An 18,750-nucleotide genomic window follows, 5' to 3' on the forward strand; every position below is an offset into this window, starting at 1 on the left:
AATAGTTTAATCAAAATATTTATAGATAGGTAGCGGGAATTTTATATTCAGCATAGAACGGAACACAGGATTCTGAATAATGTATTCACCTTGTTTCATTCGAGTCAGCATCGTTTTGTACACGCTGGGGACAAATCTAAAATCTTCCCGCGATATTTCGATGGCATTTGTGCGACCAAATGCCTGTGTTGCACAGTTACCTTTTACTCGACGATGAATGTCGCTTACAAACTGTTCTGCGCCAAACAGGACAATGCCCAATGATCGACCGCGTTCCGTAATGTCAAGCAGTTGATGGAGGATCGGAGACGACTTCGGCACATCCGTAGATGCGTATTTATTCAACTCATCAATAAATATCACTATGCGGTCAGGAATATCGGAATCAACACGATCGGTAGAACCCAATTTGAGATTATAGACAGCTCGCATAACATCGCCGAAAACAAATCCTTGTGATTCTTCGTCGAGTTTAGCAACATCAATTACCATCACATCATTTTTACCAATTTTTGCAATTTGGTCTCGCAAACGTACACCACTACCTAATTTGTTAGTAAACATCTGCTGACATTTCTGATAACTCTTATTGAATAAACGATAAAACTTGCGCCAACTCATAACGGATATTTCTTTTCCGGCTTTGCTGGCTTTATCCGATTGTGTTTGTTTATATAGTTCACCCTTGAAATCTTCCCAAGTTTCAATGCCATTAAAACCACCACCGTTTGATATAATGAAATTAATTATTGACTCTATCGTGTCATTCGGGTCGTCAACATTAGCAAACAGCAAGTCAAGACATTCCTTATCTTCATCCGTTTCAAATAAATACTTATACTGCAATGCATTCCCCGCTTCAATCCGAGCCTTTATAATATCTTCTTTCTCATAAGTGTAAGAAGTAAAGTCTTTTGAGTACGGATAAAAGTATTTTACCTGTTTGAATGGCTCAAACTCTAACTCCAGCAGATCATAGATTGGCTTTATCTGCTTAAGTTCATCCTTGCGAGTGTTCTTTTGGTCTATCTTTAACAAATCGGTCCCTTTCACGTTCATCATAATAAATGCAACAGACTCTTTCTCATCTTTGGCTGCATAATCTTGAATTGCTTTCATTAGGAACATAGCATATGAGGTCTTGGAAGCCAAACCGGATATTCCTGATATATTTAAGTGAGCGCCCTCCGGTCCAATAAGAAAATGTGAATTGAAAAATACGGGAAGCGTCTGCTTGTTCGCACCTTCATACATCTCAATATATCCAGCCGGCAGTTTATGTTTTACATTATTCAAACCAAGTGCTTCCATTATCTCATCGCGTTCAGCAAGATATACTTTTTTACCTTCTTGAACAGGGATGTAGATATTCTTCGTGTTACCAACTACCTTGCACTTCACATAGTTCATACCGATACGTTCTGTGTATAAGGTTGATTCCACCTGTCCGAAATCGCTTGATATATAGCCTGCTAATGCGCTCGGAGAGTCTGTCATATGGGAGATCTCCTCAATCACTCCAAATGTCTTTGTCGGCTCACCATTTACATCTTTCACATGCTCAACGACAACAACATCAAAAGGCTTTAATTTCAAATCCTTTCGAGTCCAGAAGGTAACCTCTTCTATCGTTGAAGGTTGTTTCTCTGTTGCTATAATTTTACCAATTGCTTCCATTATCTCGCTTAAAATAAATTGATGAAACTTATATCACTCTTAAATCGACTTTTACAATAACATTCTGTCATATAAACCGGATAGAGATGATTTGCCCATCGAGCATCATTGCCATAACAAACTGGATTGCGTTCATTTATGATGTTCGCAGTAATCATATCGATCTCATCGGATTCCAGTCCATTTTCTGCCTCTTTACCAGTCATAAGCATTTTTTCAATTTTTAAGATGCCAGAATATGGTGTTGCAGTGTATTTACGTTCGCGAATCCTGACGTACCAAATAGCAAAATTCACATTACCCCATTCTTCTCCCGGCTTCCACATAAAAGCAGGTGTCCGATGGAATAACGGCAGTTTTGCAATCTGTCCTGCACTACTCTGGTTCTTATTGTCCTTCATCAAATTGGGATTAAATCGTTTTGACACTCCTACAACATGCCGGTAGTTATTACGAATACGCGCCAATTCTTTATAATCTCCTGTCTTCATCGGTTTATATTGTATCGAGCCATCTTTGATGAGATAGCGATCGTGTGTCAGCAAATGTTTGCTCATCATTTCTGCTACAATCCGCTTCTCGCATTCTATCATCTCATCTTGGATACGAGCGATGCCTTTGTTCTCAAGAGTTTCATTACCTTCAATCTTCGTTAAATAGTAAAGTACCTTCCCAAACTTATTTCCGGAGCCTTTAATAAAAGGTAATTCGTTTAGTTTGTTGCATAGATTATTAAAATACACTCCGTTATCAATGCCTTCATCGTTAGCTGTTATCGGTAAACAGACCACCGGATATGCTTCCTCGAAAACTTTACCGAAACTTCGGAATGTATTATCATCATTCATCTCTCTGCCACAGCAGGAAACGGAAATCTGTCCACTGACAATTGGAAAAACCTTTTTATCGTACTGTATGTCATCCACCTTATAGACCCGGCGCGAACCATCAAGAAAGTATTTGAATAATGGAGGCATAGACATCATCTTTTCAGCCAAGGGGCACATGTCTCTCATATGAGGGTCATGTATACTCTCTGCAAATTCTTTCATATTGATATATGAGTCTTCTTTCGCCTCGTACTCGATATTCGGGGGCAACATATTGTCATAACAATACTTGAACGACGCAAAGCATTCGCCTTGCGTTTCCTTCGCTATATAATCTAACAGCTTACCCATAACTCAATGCGTTATTGTTAAAATCACAAAAACATCGTCATATATACGGGGATATAGTCAATTCCTTGCTCGCGTTTCAGGTCTTTGGTGTAGATAACATACTTGTTCTGCACGCGGTCGGAGAACTTATCACAGAAAACATCCAACGAGGTATGCGATTTATAGCCGGATGACTTCACTTCAATCGGCGATATTTTATGCTCGTCTGCTATCAAGAAATCTATTTCATAGTATTTCTTTCCATCCGGGGTCGGTATCGTATGATAAAACAACTGCTTGCCGGCAGACCTCAACATCTGGGCTATAACATTCTCATAGACATAGCCTAAATTAGCGCTGAGTTTGTCGTTCAGCAGTTTTTCATAAATAATGTTATCCGTAAAGTCCTTGTCCTTGAAAGCCAGTGTTACAAACATTCCGGTATCGGATGCATATATCTTAAAGCGTTCATTATCCATCGTAAGAGCCAATCCGACATTCGGGTCATTGGAATGATATGCAACATTTGCAGACATGAAATTATTCATCATTTTAACGATGCCTGCAACTCGCTCTGCTCTTTCGCCGGGTATAGCCGATGCTATTTGATACCGCGAAGCATTCTTACTTAATTGTGCAGGTATTGCATCGTACAATGCCGTAGCTCTGCCCGTATTATCCAACTTCCAAAAATCCTCCTCGTACAGCGAAACAATATCCCGCTTTACTAAATCTACTGCTCCAAGATTGTTCGTCTTGATATACTCTGCTACTGCTTTCGGCATACCTCCGACCAACATATACAAGCGGAAATCGCGCATCATTCTACGATGAACGGCATCGCCTAACGGTATTCGTTTTTCAAATGCCGTGCGCAGCAACGGTATCGTGGCGGTATCGCCTAACGCCCATCGAAATTCTTCATAGTCCATCGGAAACATATCGACCCGCGTCTCCTCGCTCGGCAGCAGGATATCCTGACTGCTTTTGTGAACGGTAATGAGTGAGCCGGTTTCGATATAGTCGTATCGACGGTCTTTAACCAAATGTTTGATAGCCTGACGAGCCAAAGGAGCCTTTTGTATCTCATCGAATATGATTACCGACTTGCGTTCAATCAACTGCACCCGATAGATAAGTTGCAGCCGAAGAAATATATAGTTCAAGTCTGATATATCATTAAAAAGCTCCTGCACTTCTGCCGGTGCAATGGCAAAGTCGATGAGAATGTAGGACTCATACTCATTTCGAGCAAACTCTTCTGCAAGTGTGGACTTTCCGATTCGTCTTGCTCCTTGTATGAGAATTGCGGATTCTCCGTTCCGCTCCCTCTTCCATTTGAGCAATCGGTCGTACATCTTACGCTTGAACAATATAGTATCTTTCTCCATAGCCGTTGATATATAGCGCAAATATAGTGCTTTTGTTGGTATCCGCCAAATGTTTTGCGCATATTTTGTCAATTTGCGCTAAATGTTTCGCACCCATTCCGACAATCTCCGCTGTTTTTAACTTTGCAATAGCATATTCCATCAAATTGCCGCGTGTTTAGGATAAAATTATAGTGGCTATTCTTGATCCCCCAATAGCCACCTACGTCATAACAATACATAAATACATTTGAGTTATCGCATAATTCAGTTATCGTCATGCTTGTTTCAGCGTCAGTTGCCAAGCAATTATTTTAAAATATAAAACTCTTATTTACCCTACTATAATTGATTGAGGATGTTCGGTCGTCCCGACTGAAGAGATTTCCCCATTTCCATATTAACCACTCTCCGCCTTATACTGGTCGGATTTGAGATTGGCTAATGTCAACTGACACGCTTGTGATGATTCACATTTATCTTCCATTTGCAAAGTTGATCCAGCTTGCCTGCTGTACAGCCCGACAACAGTCGGGGGAGCCTAATACCCCAACAAACATTCGTTGTCGGGAGTGCTGCCATTCAATCTGCAAGCAGAGGCGGTGTAATTGTCCGATATTAGGCTGTCGGGATCTGGCAGAACAAATGAACAAAGGATATATTCGCAGCCGGAACAACAATCATTCATCATACGACGAAAATTTGAACGAGAAAAGGGAACAGAAAAAAGTTCACAGCGCGATTTTGAACCGACTAATAGCCGGCTATATTTAGGGCTATATATTCAGCTCGCAAAAAAGGTTTATTTTCTTTTTCTCCTATACGCCCCCGTAGTAAAGTAAACCGTTTTCCGAACCGCTCTCGATTCCGAATCAATCGAACAATCCGTTCACCAGATTCACCGCTTCGTCTTTCTTGCGGTTGATGATTTTGGCGTAAACCTGCGTCATCTTCACGTCCGTATGCCCGAGCAATTTCGAAGTCGTGTATAAATCTGCACCGAGAGTCAGCATCATCGTGGCGAACGTATGCCTCGCCGTGTGGAACGAAAACCGCTTGTCGATTCCCGCCGCTTTCGCCCATGGCTTGAGCAGGATGTTGATATGCGTTGTAGAGGGCAGGTCGAACACTGCATCCTCCGCCATCTTCTCGCCCCGCTCGGGCATCCACCGTAACGCTTCGGGCGAAAGCGGGAGGTAAATCGGCTCTTTGGTCTTCTGCATCACGACCTCCAACCGATACTGTCCATTATCCGCATAGACGTTGCCCCATTTCAAGCCGATTATATCGCTTATCCGCAGTCCGCAGAAGCAGGAGAACAGATAAGCCTGTTTTACCGCCTCGTTCTTCATCGGGGTGGCGATCAATGCCCGAAGCTCCTCGATAGTCATATACTCCCTTTTGCTTTCGGGACGGTGTATCTTGTCCGAATTGCCAATTTTCGTAAAGGGATTCAGTTTGATCACGTCGGCACGGACAGCAGCGTTCAATGCTCCGTTCAGCACCCGGTAATAGTTCTGTGCCGTGAATTTCGAGACGGGTTTTCCTTGCGGACGATATTCCGTCAGAAGGTAGTCGATATATCCCTGACAAAAGGTTTTGTCCACCTGCCCCATCGTTACCCGTTCGCCTGCATAGTCTTTCAGTATTTGGATGGCTACCTTGATTTGGTGTCCGTCCTTTTTGCCTCGTTTCTGCTGGTTCTCCATGTAAGTATTCATCCAATCCAGCAATGAAACTGTTTCCTGATTGTCGGCACGCTTGATTCCTGCTTCGCCGTTGGTCAGTTCGATGATGCGCCGAGACTTGATCGTATTGGCCGCCGTCATGGTCGCTGCATTCCGTTTGCGGGCATTATCGTCCGTTTCGGGGATGATGTACATCTTGAGATATTCATACGACCGCTTGCCGTTGCGGTATATGTCGAGATACAAACTTTTGCTGCCGTCGGCCAATTCTTTCATCCGAAGACGGATCGGCTCCTTGACTTTCGCGGGTTTCTTTATTCGGGGCATAATTTCTCTTTTTACTCGTTATTTCTGCCGCAAAGGTAGAAAGAATAATCCGAATAAAGGAACAAATAAGAAACAAAAATACGCCGAAAAAGAACCTAATAACTGCAAAGGATGCTAACAAGTGAAAATGCAATATCCGTTATAATATGCTGATATAACAGTGCTTTATCTTCATTTGATTGGTTCTTGTTTTCATTTCCGAATCTTACTTTATAAATGTAGGAAATTTACAGTCTGCGGCAACAAGAGAGTCCTTGTCGGGTCGTACCACGCCTTGACGGGGCAGTACATTTAAGGCAACTACACCTGACGGGCGTGGGCCTCTTGTGTTACGAAGTCAGACGGGTTTCCTACGACCTACGCAGCGTAAGTAACGCAAGCCGCATACCTTTCTTGTAAAGGACAGCGGGGTTCTTCAGAGCCGGGTTCACGTTTCGTCATTCTTTTATGGCATCAGTCGGGTCGCATAACTAAAATTGAAAAAGATATGTTACCTTTGCGGATGAAAACGGCGCCATAGCCGTAACATATTCATAAGGTTAGGACAACCTTTATACCAGCGGTAAACTTGCGACTATTATAGCGATATAATAGGTTTTAGGATTGGTGTAAAATTTGTCTGAAACCCTTGTCATGCCTGCGGCTTTGTGCCGTGGGCGGGCACGGGCGTAAGGGCAGTTACCAATCCAAGGCTCGCAAGGCCGACCGTTGGGGCTGTACCTGCGTTCCGTGCTTTTTTATGTGTTTAGGCCGGAACGAGGATTTTAATAACGAACCCTTAATAATACGATGTTACGGCCATATACTCCCAATCGGAAAGAATCACGTTCCGCCGACCCTCGGTCGGTGCGGGGTGGGGCGCCGTCATTCGCTGTAACGAGAACGCTCGCCGTCGATAATAATCCCGCTTTAAAGGCACCTAAATCTGGTAACGGCGGGCCGTTCTCCGAACTGGGTGCGGGACATTGGAATTCTTCATGTCGAAGTTGCGTCACTATTTTTTTCATCGACAGTCCCGCACCCGTTTTTCATCATGCAGGAACCGCTAAAAAAGAGAGTGACAAGGGAAGTGATGTAGCTATCATGTCAAGTAAGTCCGTTGCGGTTCCTGCTTTTTCTGTAACAATGCTTCCGAAATCTCCTGCCTCCATAGGCTCGCGTTTCGGAAGCCGAGGGGGCGGACGGAAACGATAAGCCGAAGGATGCTCTTTTTCGTTTATCGTGGTGTGAGGCGTACCAGTCCGTTACCGCCCCTCTTTTTCGATACTTCAATTTTACGATAACGGGTGCGGGATACTCGAATCTTAGCTTCATATTTTCCCACTACTGACTTTACTGTTTCCGCACCTGTTTTTTTACGATATATTTTGTATTCTCACAATAATTTAAGATTTTTGTTAAATGCAATGCCGAAACTCGATACGGACTTACATCATCACTGTCACACAACCATCGCCTAACGTATTTGGCATTGTCTTTTTAATAGAAAAAGGGATGACCAACCACGATTAGTTAACAGACAATCGTTATTTTATTGCAATTACAATTCGGTCGTCCCTTTATTTTGTATTCTCGAAGTGCCTATAACCTTTGCGTACGTTTAAGAATTGTTCTATAAACCCATAACTACTGAACCATGCCACAAAAATCCTATACGCTGGGGAATCTGCTTCAAGACTGTTTGGATTGCGACATCCGCAAAAGCGACATCCGGCAATTTTTCGATGATCTGAAAAAGAAGGCGCATTTTGTCTATGCAATCTTGTGCGGTGCTCCGAAATCGGTATTTTGGATTACGCTGGACGATGAAGAAAGCCATCCCGACGAAAAGACATTTTCAGTTGCGGAGTTTAACGACAATTACGAAAACTTCGACAGCCGCATCGATTCTTTCCGGGTTAATTTCAATGCCTATTTTTTTCGCGAGCAATGGGCCACGAAGTTTCCCGAATGGGAATTGATGGAGAACCCTTTCAACGGGGAGGAGCGTTTCTGCGCTACGAGCCGCAAGGAGCTGACGGTAGAAATTTTCGTAACGGAATATCCGCATTTGTTGGCTTACCTGTGCCGTCGGGCGGTTCTGGAAAACGCGCCCTTCGAACTGACGCGCGAAACGATTAAACATTACGGATTCAGCCGCGAAGATGTAAAACTCCTGCGCGATTGTATTGCAAGCAACAACCGACGGATCATCGACGAGTTGCGCGAGGAATACGAGCGGCTGAAAGCCATAGACTGCCTGCAGGTAGTGCCTCCAAAAAGGCGGGGGCGGAAGCCTAAAGCCGAAGTGTCTGCCGAAATCCAGCCCATAGCCAAAAAACCGAGGACGAGGATCAGTCGAAAGAAATTCGTGCCGACACGAAGCGTAAAAAGTTAGGCGTAAACCATCGGAAAACGCAGAGTACTCCTCACCAATTAGCGGAGATGGTTTTCAATATAACAACGAGAATAATTTGCAAATATGATTATCCGTATAACGTCCGTTAATATTTTTAACATAACACGAATAAATCATGCGTAAAATTTATACAAAGACATTTGTGTATTTTGCTGAAATTCAATATATTTATAATGAAATAAACAATCGAAATATCATTATGGACATACTGAACTTCACGTATTATTTTTTAATATATAATTTGATATTTAATTAAAATATATTTATCTTTGATTTCATAACACTACTTTTTAACATTAAAATATGCCGCTATAACACTGCTTTTTCTATCAAACCAAAGATACGGCGTCACTCCGGAATCTTTACTCTTGTTCAACTAAAACCCACTTATTTATGAGGAAATTAACCAACCGAGCACTTTTCATCTGCTTTGCTCTGATGACGTCCTTTTGCCTCATTGCGCCGGCTACCGCTCTGCGTTCCTACGCGCAGGAGGGGGGGGGCAGCACCCTTGAAGGCCTGATCAAAGACGACTCCGGGCCGCTTCTCGGAGCAACGGTGATTGTGAAGAACACGACGCGCGGAACGACAACCGACATGGACGGCAAATTCCGTCTGGAAGGGTTGCAGCCCGGCGACGTACTGCAAGTAACCTACGTAGGATACGACCCCTACGAGGTGACCTACACAGGTCAGACGACACTGGACATCCTGATGACGACGACCGCCAACCAGCTGAACGCAGTCGTAGTGACTGCCATGGGTATCGAACGTCAGTCGAAAACACTCTCCTATGCTGCCGAAACGGTCGGCGGCGATGACGTGGCCGACATCAAGTCGGTCAATATGATCAACGCGCTGCAGGGCAAGGCCGCCGGTCTGCAGATTACCCCGAACTCGACGGGCGCGGGCGGATCGTCGAAAATACTCTTCCGCGGTAACAAGTCGATCAACGGCTCGAACCAGCCGCTGGTCGTCGTCGACGGCGTCCCCCTGATGATGAACATCACGTCCGATCAGGTCGACAGCAACTGGGGCGCCCAGCGCGACGGCGGCGACGCCATGTCTACGATCAACCCCGACGACATCGCCTCGATCTCCCTGCTGAAAGGCGCGTCGGCCGCCGCCCTCTACGGTGCGGTAGCCGCCAACGGCGCCATCATGATCACGACCAAATCGGCCATGGCAGGGCGTCTGGCGGTGAACGTATCGAGCAACACGACCATTGACACCCCGCTCTCGCTGCCCGAATTCCAGAACACATACGGGGCGAACGGCCAATACAGTTGGGGCGACAAACTCGCGTCGAAGGCTCCCGATTACGCCGAGAAGTTCTTCCGTACGGGCTGGACGACCAACAACTCGATCTCGATCAACGGCGGCGCCGAAGACCTGCGAGCCTACTTCTCCTACGGCAACGTAACATCCGGCGGCATCACCCCTGAAAACGACTACTCGCAACACACGCTCAACGCCAAAGTCGGTTTCGACCTTTTCAACGACCACATCAAGGTCGATTTCAACGCCAAATACGTGAACCAGCACATCTCGAACCAGCCGGCCGGCGGTTTCGTCTTCAACCCGCTCGTCGGCACCTACACCTTCCCGCGCGGCGGCGACTGGAACGGCTACAAAAGCAACTTCGAGACCTACAACGGCGAGCTCAACGCCAACGTCCAGAACTGGGTGACTACCACCGACGAGACCAACAGCAACCCCTACTGGCTGCTCAACCGCGAACGCCCCGTCGTCGAACGCAACCGCTACGAATTCGGCGGATCGATCAAATACCAGATCATCGACGGACTTTCGCTCACGGGCCGCATGCGCTACGAGCGCGCCGACGAACACTACGTACGCAACCACTACGCGTCGTCCTACGGCAATAAATACACCTACGGCAAAATGGACGACAACCGCTACTTCAGCGAACAGCTCTATGCGGACCTGCTCGCCCAGTACAACCATACGTGGGACGATTTCTCGCTCAACGCCACCCTCGGCACCAGCATGATGCAGACACGTTCGAACAACGTGAGCCTGCTCTACGAGCAGAGCAAGTTCGTCGCTCCGGGCAACGGCGGCGCCTACTATCCCAACATCTTCAACCCGTCGAATTTCTACATGAACGGCACGACCATGGGACTGGAGCGCAAACGGCTCAACTCGGTCTTCGGAGCTGTCACGTTCGGCTTCAAAGAGGCGCTCTTCCTCGACGTGACGGCCCGTAACGACTGGTCGTCGGCCCTCGCTTACACCGACGGCTACTCGTTCTTCTATCCTTCGGTGGGCGCCAGCCTTCTGCTCAACCGTTTCGTGGACATGGGCCGGAATATCGACCTGTTCAAATTCCGCGGTTCGTACTCCATCGTCGGCAACGACGTCCCCGTCTACAAGACCAATCCGCGCTATACCTACGGCGACCAAGGCGCCATCAACCCGCCCGAATCGGTGCCGTTCCGCACGCTGAAACCCGAAAAGACCCACTCGTTCGAGGTCGGTTTCGACGGAGAGTTCTTCCAGCACCGTCTGCACGTAAACGCCACCTATTACAAGACCAACACCAAGAACCAGTACTTCGAGGTGACGCTGCCGTGGGAGAGCGGTTACAAATCGCAGTTCGTCAATGCGGGCAACGTCCAGAACCAAGGCTTCGAACTGACGGCCGGCTGGTTCCAAGACTTCGGCAACGAATTCACATGGTCCACCGATCTGAATCTCTCGTACAACGACAACAAGATCATCGAGCTTTTCGACGGTATCCAAGACGGCGTAACGGTCTCCAACTTGGGCGGCGCCAAAGTGATCCTCTATGAAGGCGGCCAGTATGGCGACCTCTACGTCCGCACGCTCAAACGCGACGAGAGCGGCAAACTGGTGACGGAAACCCCCGAAGGCGCCGACTACCAGATCCCCGTAAACGGCGGCGAGCAGAATTCCGACCTGAAATACATGGGCAACATGAACTCGAAGTGGAACATGGGCTGGAACAACACGTTCCGCTACAAGGACCTGACACTGAGCATGCTCATCGACTTCCGCATCGGCGGCAAGGTCGTTTCGATGACCGAGGCCACACTCGACGGATACGGCGTATCGGAACGCACGGGCCGGGCGCGCGACCGCGGCTACGTGATGCGCGAGGGCATCAAATTCTCGAACGTCAAGGCTTACTACGACGTGGTGGGCGCGACAAGCTTCAACTCGGTCTACAACGTCGAGGATTACGTATACGACGCGACCAACGTCCGTATGCGCGAGATTTCGCTGGGCTACACTTTCCGTAACCTGTTCGGCCAGTCGAAGAACCTGACCCTTGCGTTCATCGCCCGCAACCTTTTCTTCTTCTACAAAGACGCCCCGATGGATCCCGACGTGTCGATGGGTACGGGCAACGGCCTGCAAGGCTTCGATGTCTTCAACCTGCCGACCACGCGCAGCTTCGGTCTGAACGTGAAACTGAATTTCTAATCAAAAGCGTTTACACATTATGAAACTCAAGAATATTCTTAGAAACGTTACCGCAATGGCGCTTCCCCTCGCACTGTTGGGAAGTTGTACGGGAGATTTCGAAGAGCTGAACACCAATCCCTACGAGATCGACCCCGAAGAACTGCCGTTCGAAGCGCAGTTCTCCACTCCCCTCTCGTTCAGTTACCCCACCCACCAGAACCTGTTCCAGTACTGGACCTCGTTGTCGATCGACAACTACGGCGGTTATTTCGAGGTGCCGCACAGCAACTGGACGATGGCGCGTTACGACCTCGCCCGCGGGTTCTGCGGCGGCATGCACGAGAACTTCATGCAGAAAATATTCAACAACACCCGCCGGCTGATCAAACAGTGCGACGCCGCCGGACAGCATGACTTCGCAGCCGTAGCCCGCATCGTCGAAGCGTATAACCTGCTCCAGTATACCGACACCTATGGCCCGGTTCCCTATTCGTCGGTCCTCGCAGCGGACGAACTGGCCGAACGCCCCAGCAGCTACGCCTACGACAAACAGGAAGATATCTACAAGGCGATATTCGCACAGCTGGACAAAGCGCTCGAAGGACTGGATACGGAGACCGCAGGTCTCGCATCGTTCGACAGCTGGTGCAACGGCGACCGCACGCTCTGGAAGAAGATCGCCAACCAGCTCAAGCTGCGCATGGCGCTGCGCATCGTCAAGGTAAACCCCGTCGATGCTGAAAAATACGCCAAGGAAGCCATTCAGGCCGGAGTCCTCGAAGACAAGGACATCCTTATCAACAAGTCCTACTCGAACGAACTGCGCCGCATGATGGACTGGCTGGATTCGGGCATCGGTTCGTCGATCGTAGCGTTCATGAACGGCTACAACGACCCGCGCCGCCCGCTCTATTTCACCACCAACGTCCGCCATCTGGTCAAGAAGACCGCCGAACCGACAGGCGAGAAAGACCAGAACAACGAGGACATATACAACGAAAGCGACATCCTGATCCGCAAGGGAGCGCAATACATCGGAGTTCCCGTAGGCTGCGAATTGGGCAATAAGAACGGCGGCAACGACAACCAGCGCGTCTACTACTCGTTTCTGGCCGGCGGATATGCGACGCCGCAGCCCATCATGTTCGCCGCCGAAGGCTGGTTCCTGCGCGCCGAAGCCAAACTTCGCTGGACCGACGCCGGGCAGCAGAGCGTAAAGGAACTCTATGAAAAGGGTATCGAGGTTTCCATCCGCAACCAGAAGAGCTACCGACAGTCCGACGCCGCGGCAGCATGGACCGAGAAGAAACTGACGGCCCCCGACTGGGCGGCTATCGACGATGCGGCTATCAGCAGCTACATCAACGACGATACCTCCTCACCTGAGGGTTATACGGACCCGTGGAAGCCGGAATACAACTCCGATCCGACCACCAGTATCACGGTGAAGTGGGACGAAGGCGCTTCGAATGAAGAAAAGCTCGAACGCATCATCACCCAGAAATGGATCGCCAACTTCCCGCTCTCGACCGAAGCGTGGGCCGATTACCGCCGCACGGGCTACCCCAAACTCTTCCGTCCGAAGCAAAATCTGGCCCCCTCGATCATCGACACGCAGCTCGGCCCGCGCCGCCTGCTGTACAACGAAACGGAACTGAGCTCCAACACCGTCGAGGTGAACAATGCCATCCAGCTGCTGAAGGCTGAATCTTCCGAAGTGAAAGGCGACGGCGACACCGGTGGCACCCGTCTGTGGTGGGACCGCAAGGACAAAGGCAATTTCTAACCCCGCCGATCCGTTTCACTCATAAACCGGGACTCCGTCGTATAACGACGGAGTCCTTTTTTCCATCCGACACATCCGAATCGGGCTCCGGCGCATTTCCGACCACTATCATGCGGCATACCATTTTTTCATGCCCCCGAATGGCTCGTACCGGAAACGGACAGATGATTTGCAAATATCAACTATTTTGTATTCATTTGTAATGAAGATAAAAATTAAGGTTAAAAACTTGTTTTAGTTGTAGCGGTAGCGACAGAGTTGTGAAACACCGTCGCTACATTTTTATTACCGGAAAATAGGCTATATATCAATTATTTTTCGTAATTTGCAGAAAACCATTTTAATCTTATTGCCCATTCGTCATCAAAGCCATCTAACACGGTAACAAGAAATAAAAGGGAAGAAGGTACGAGGCTCATAACCTCGTGCCTTCGTTTTGTATTTAGCACTTAAATCGAATATTTTTGCAAGTTCAAAGAAAATTCCTACCTTTGTTTTTGACAAGGGTTATTTGACAAGATGATTACGCAAAGTAGCGAATTTCGCACATTCTCCAAATCGTTACTAAAACCCCTGTAAAATCTTCTTAAAAGTCTGTTTGTCAGATTGATATATTTATCAACTGATTTATTAAAATAAGCAACAGCCCCACGCCTATATCCACAAATGGATATGACGCGAGAAGATGTCTGCCGTTCTCTACCTTGTCCGAATTTCCTACGTTCGTTTGACGAGAATAAGCAACACTTTCCGTGTTTGTCGTATGTCCCACAAAGATAGACAAGACAAACTAAAAAGCAAAACATCTTTCCGATTTCTCGGAACTGTTACTTAATATAAAAAAAGTCTATGAATTTTTCATAGACTTTTTAATCGTATTGCAAACAGACGACCTATTCTTTGGGAACTTCTTCAAGCGTTGCTATTTTAAAACAGTCCTGTTTCCGTTCAGAGCCATTAAACCATTCGCAAACAACATCCCCATTTTGGCAGCCTTTGACTAAGCAGGCATGGTCCAGCATTCGGTATTGAGGCTCAGTATGCCCTCCAATAATATGAGTAACCGTCATTTTCGGGCCACCTGATTTCAATATGACCACATCTCCAACATTTGCTTTCTCCATCGTTGTAATTTTTAATTAGATTAGTTAAAATTAAAAATATTTATCCGATTTCGCAACTTTATGTAAGCGAAATTTTACAAACTATGGATTTTAAGTGATTAGAACTAATTATTATCGACCTTACGCCATCGTAAAACAGAAATTAGGGACTGCAAAATCTTCTCGGAATTGCAATGCCCCTAATCTCTGTAATTTACAAATTTGCTATGTCGATATGCAAGCCGAGTTTTATTCACCTGCAATCTTTCTAATCACGTTGTCCATGCAGACAGACTGTCCGCTGGCTAACCTGCCCCACCAACAGCAACCGTATTCCTCAATGATTACCTCTCCCTCTCTTTTCAGACGTTCTGCCAGCCAGCTGTCAATCAACCACCATTCCATGACATCACCCAAGAATGGATAGATATATTCTTCGGGTAGCAGGTGCTTGTTCAGCATTTCATCCACGACTGCGGTTTGATTCGTCAGTACGCAGTTCTCCACCAATCGCTGTGCTGTCATAATAGGTGCTGTTGTGTGGCTATGTTGCGTAACCATTGATTAGCGAATGCGGTGTGTTCTGCCTGCAAGCGACGGATCAGGAAGACGCCATCTTCCGACCATTTCACGCTGTTCTGCTCTATACCCATATAATCGTTACGGTAATAGTAAGGAATGAACTGCTGGCTTTCTTTGTGGAGTGCAAAAATCATTTCGGGATCACGCATGGCATCACCGTTCTGCTGTCCGTAATGAGCCAGCGAAATGTGGTTGTACTTTTCCGTGAGGTCTATCAACTCAATGTGAACGGGCATATATACCCCGTCCGAGTTGTCAATCTTTGCAGTTTGTAGAGCCAATAATCCACGCAGGATTTCAGCCGCCTTTTTGTCCAATGTTTTCATGGCTTTTTTATTGATTTCACATTCAATAAGGGGGAGGGGCTTTGATTCATGTATCTGTTCGTGGGCAGTATATATCTACCCAATAATTTACCCAATAAACTACCCAAAAAGGAAATTATCTTTATCTTTGTGCAAAACAAGATCACGCCATGTCCTACCAACCACCTTACACCGTCACTCCGAAGATTACCCATCTGGTTGCACAAATTAGCGAGGCTGTCGGAGGATACTATGCACAGGTGAATTTACGCCTGCATCGTGCAAACCGCATCAAGACCATTCATGGCACCTTGGCGATCGAGGGAAATACGCTTTCGACCGAGCAGGTGACAGCGGTACTGGAGGGGAAACCCGTCATTGCTCCAATGAACGAGGTGCAGGAAGTACGTAATGCAATCAAGGCGTATGAATTGCTTGCAACGCTCAACCCCCATAAGGTCGAGGATCTGTTAAAGGCTCATGCGGCTATGGAAGCGGGGCTAATTGACGATGCAGGGCAATTCCGCAAAGGCGGTGCAGGTGTGGTTTCGGGTAAGACAGTTATTCATTATGCCCCTGATGCCGAGCGTGTGCCGTATCTGATAAATGATTTATTCCAATGGTTGAATACAACCGAGGAACATCCGCTGATTGCAAGTTGTGTATTCCATTACGAATTTGAGTTTATACATCCATTCAGCGATGGCAACGGACGAACAGGAAGATTGTGGCAGACGTTAATTCTCTCTCGTTGGCGTTCCGTATTTAAGAATTTGCCTATCGAAAATATCGTCTATAAGTATCAAAAAGAGTATTATAACGCGATTGCCATAAGTGGTGGCAAGGAGGGTTGTTCTCCGTTTATTGAATTTATTTTAGGGGTAATTGCTGAAACTTTGACTGACCAAGACGCTACCCCAAAGTCTACCCAAGAAATCATCTTAGAGGAGATTCAGAAGAATCCGAAAATTACTCGTGTGGAACTGGCAAAAATAGCAGGTATTTCCCCTGACGGCGTGAAATATCATTTGCTGAAACTCTCCAAGTCTGGTATTCTCAAGCATATTGGCTCTACCCGCTCGGGGGAGTGGATAATTTGTAAGTAGGGAAAAGCTATGCATAACCCATTTCTATAATACCTGTCGTTAGTATTCTCCTGTAGAGGTGAATTTTATATTTCGCAAATAGTCAATAACATCAGATGCATCTTTAAGTAAATTATTGTGTTTAAGCGCAATTTTTGCCATTTGTTTTGAAACATTGAATTTATCGCCAATATATGAACATGCCTTGTATCCCAATGCAATATTACAACGCTGATTATCGAGATAAAGAGGTACTTTCGTAATATTCTCTTGTACCATAAATTGGGCAAAAGCCATTCGCAGATTCCTTAGGGGCAACAACAAATGTTCTGCAAAAATATTTGCCTGATATTCCATTATGTCATTATTCGACAATTTTTCTTTGTAAATAATATTCTGAGAACTTTCTGTCTCCTCGAAATTAGAATGTAATTTTCGATGCAACAACAAGTGTCCTATTTCGTGGGCGATTGTAAATCTGTATCTATGTTCGTCCTGTTTTAAGCGAGAATTGAATACTATGAGGTTGTTCTGAAAATCAGTTCTGCCGAATGTTCTTAAGTCTAATAGTTGATCCTCAAATAGAATCTTATATTTTGATGCTATATGTTGACATATTTTCTCAATATTTAGACAGCCATTATCATAACAATGGTTGATATCCAACTCGTTAATAAATTTCATTATCTCTTCTGGAGAGCGGTATGGGACAACGCTATTCTGTGTTTTTTGAAAAATAAGCCCTATCCGCTCAAACAATTCTAAAAAACTGTTGTAGCATATCCCAGAATCAAGAATGACAACTTGCCCCTCAGGAATATTAGGCGTTGCTAATAGTGTTTTAGCCCTAATTACACTATATGATTTGAATTTTCTATTTGCTATGGTCAACATAGAATCATCATCATTTATTCGGATTAGACCAATGTGATAATGCTCCGCTACTTGTATTGCTCCCTGTTGAAATCCATGTCTTGATATTACAATGCCTTTTTGTGCTTTTAGTTGGGATATTTTCGTGTAGAATTCTTCTACATCATCAACAGAAGTAGGACGATTACAATCTTTACATTCAATAATTGTCAGAATATTATATGAAGATGATATCTCCATTGTCGTTTCAATAGATATATCTGTAATTATGTGCTTTTTTCGAGCTTCTGAATAATATTTCTCTTTTTTCTTAATAACACTCTGTTTCCTATTGACAGGTAATTTTTCATCTTCCAATAGCCCTTTGAAGATTTGATAAATTTTGTCTTCAAATTTATTTCCTTTGGCAGTTGTATTCATAGTAGTTAAAGGTTTCCTAAAATTAGCAATATTAAATTTAATACACAATTTTATGCTGTAATATTTTGAAAATGACTAATATAATATTATTTATAATATTTTCACCATCTATTTTACATAGTCTGTGAGTGTCCATTTTCGGCAAGTAGATTCAGATGTTGGCACTTTGTTCGTGGGCGGTATATATGCAATTTTTATAATCTTGGGCTTATTGAGTGAGTGCCTACGGCACGCCATATAAAGATGAATAACACAATTAATAAGGTCTATATAAATCGAATATCCGCAAAATATGTCATACTCTCATTAAATGGGAAAAGCCCTGCATGCGTAAGCATGAGGGCTGTATATAGACTATTATTTGCTGGTTGTTATTCAAATGCAAAACCTTTGAAATCTTCCTTATCGAGTTTGTTTTGCTCTACCTGTTCTATAACTGCCTTATACTGTTCCTGCATATCGAGCACCTTTATAAAGTAAGGCAACGATGCTTTTTCGGGCAGGGTCTTACACCGTTTATTAA

Annotated in this window: 13 protein-coding genes; 4 read left to right on the forward strand and 9 right to left on the reverse strand. The window is 45.6% G+C overall.

What is annotated here, in order from left to right; genetic code table 11:
- Positions 1 to 6: 6 nt before the first annotated feature.
- The 5 genes from DW189_RS00950 to DW189_RS00965 form a co-directional block, all read right to left on the reverse strand.
- A complete protein-coding gene (locus DW189_RS00950; protein WP_117506553.1) occupies positions 7 to 1,677 on the reverse strand; it encodes an ATP-binding protein in 1,671 nt (556 codons plus the stop codon).
- Between the two features lie 8 nt (positions 1,678 to 1,685).
- Complete coding sequence (locus DW189_RS00955) at positions 1,686 to 2,858, reverse strand: hypothetical protein (RefSeq protein WP_117506554.1); 1,173 nt, start codon at positions 2,856 to 2,858, stop codon at positions 1,686 to 1,688.
- Between the two features lie 23 nt (positions 2,859 to 2,881).
- Positions 2,882 to 4,228, reverse strand: coding sequence for an ATP-binding protein (locus DW189_RS00960; RefSeq protein WP_174760543.1), 1,347 nt, complete (start codon positions 4,226 to 4,228; stop codon positions 2,882 to 2,884).
- Positions 4,197 to 4,370, reverse strand: a complete 174-nt coding sequence (locus DW189_RS14335) for a hypothetical protein (protein ID WP_162508140.1) — start codon at positions 4,368 to 4,370, stop codon at positions 4,197 to 4,199. Before DW189_RS14335 ends, DW189_RS00960 begins: the two co-directional genes overlap by 32 nt.
- A 709-nt stretch (positions 4,371 to 5,079) precedes the next feature.
- A complete protein-coding gene (locus tag DW189_RS00965) occupies positions 5,080 to 6,222 on the reverse strand; it encodes a site-specific integrase (RefSeq protein WP_117506555.1) in 1,143 nt (380 codons plus the stop codon).
- Between the two features lie 1,636 nt (positions 6,223 to 7,858).
- On the opposite strand from DW189_RS00965, the gene DW189_RS00970 reads away from it, so the two are divergent.
- The 3 genes from DW189_RS00970 (at position 7,859) to DW189_RS00980 (ending at position 13,859) form a co-directional block, all read left to right on the forward strand.
- Entirely contained in the window at positions 7,859 to 8,599 is a 741-nt protein-coding gene (locus tag DW189_RS00970; RefSeq protein ID WP_009599008.1) for a hypothetical protein, read from the forward strand.
- 459 nt (positions 8,600 to 9,058) lie between these two features.
- Positions 9,059 to 12,091 (forward strand): SusC/RagA family TonB-linked outer membrane protein, encoded by a 3,033-nt coding sequence (locus tag DW189_RS00975; protein WP_117506556.1) that lies wholly within the window; start codon positions 9,059 to 9,061, stop codon positions 12,089 to 12,091.
- Positions 12,092 to 12,110: 19 nt separating this feature from the next.
- A complete protein-coding gene (locus DW189_RS00980; RefSeq protein ID WP_044054481.1) occupies positions 12,111 to 13,859 on the forward strand; it encodes a SusD/RagB family nutrient-binding outer membrane lipoprotein in 1,749 nt (582 codons plus the stop codon).
- Positions 13,860 to 14,752: 893 nt separating this feature from the next.
- Here DW189_RS00980 and DW189_RS00985 read toward each other — a convergent pair.
- The 3 genes from DW189_RS00985 to DW189_RS00995 form a co-directional block, all read right to left on the reverse strand.
- Positions 14,753 to 14,983: a YodC family protein gene (locus tag DW189_RS00985; RefSeq protein WP_117506557.1), complete on the reverse strand. Its 231-nt coding sequence runs from the start codon at positions 14,981 to 14,983 to the stop codon at positions 14,753 to 14,755.
- A 228-nt stretch (positions 14,984 to 15,211) separates the two neighbouring features.
- A complete protein-coding gene (locus DW189_RS00990) occupies positions 15,212 to 15,487 on the reverse strand; it encodes a hypothetical protein (protein ID WP_117506558.1) in 276 nt (91 codons plus the stop codon).
- On the reverse strand, positions 15,484 to 15,870 hold the full coding sequence (locus DW189_RS00995; protein ID WP_117506559.1) for a DUF6908 domain-containing protein: 387 nt from the start codon (positions 15,868 to 15,870) through the stop codon (positions 15,484 to 15,486). Before DW189_RS00995 ends, DW189_RS00990 begins: the two co-directional genes overlap by 4 nt.
- A gap of 149 nt (positions 15,871 to 16,019) precedes the next feature.
- On the opposite strand from DW189_RS00995, the gene DW189_RS01000 reads away from it, so the two are divergent.
- The gene (locus tag DW189_RS01000; protein WP_117506560.1) at positions 16,020 to 16,955 is read left to right on the forward strand and encodes a Fic family protein; all 936 of its coding nucleotides are present in this window, start codon (positions 16,020 to 16,022) and stop codon (positions 16,953 to 16,955) included.
- Positions 16,956 to 16,994: 39 nt separating this feature from the next.
- Here the strand turns inward: DW189_RS01000 and DW189_RS01005 are convergent, their stop codons facing one another.
- Positions 16,995 to 18,227, reverse strand: a complete 1,233-nt coding sequence (locus DW189_RS01005) for an ImmA/IrrE family metallo-endopeptidase (protein ID WP_117506561.1) — start codon at positions 18,225 to 18,227, stop codon at positions 16,995 to 16,997.
- Positions 18,228 to 18,750: the final 523 nt, after the last annotated feature.

This window comes from Alistipes sp. AM16-43, from assembly GCF_003435745.1.
GTDB lineage: Bacteria > Bacteroidota > Bacteroidia > Bacteroidales > Rikenellaceae > Alistipes > Alistipes onderdonkii.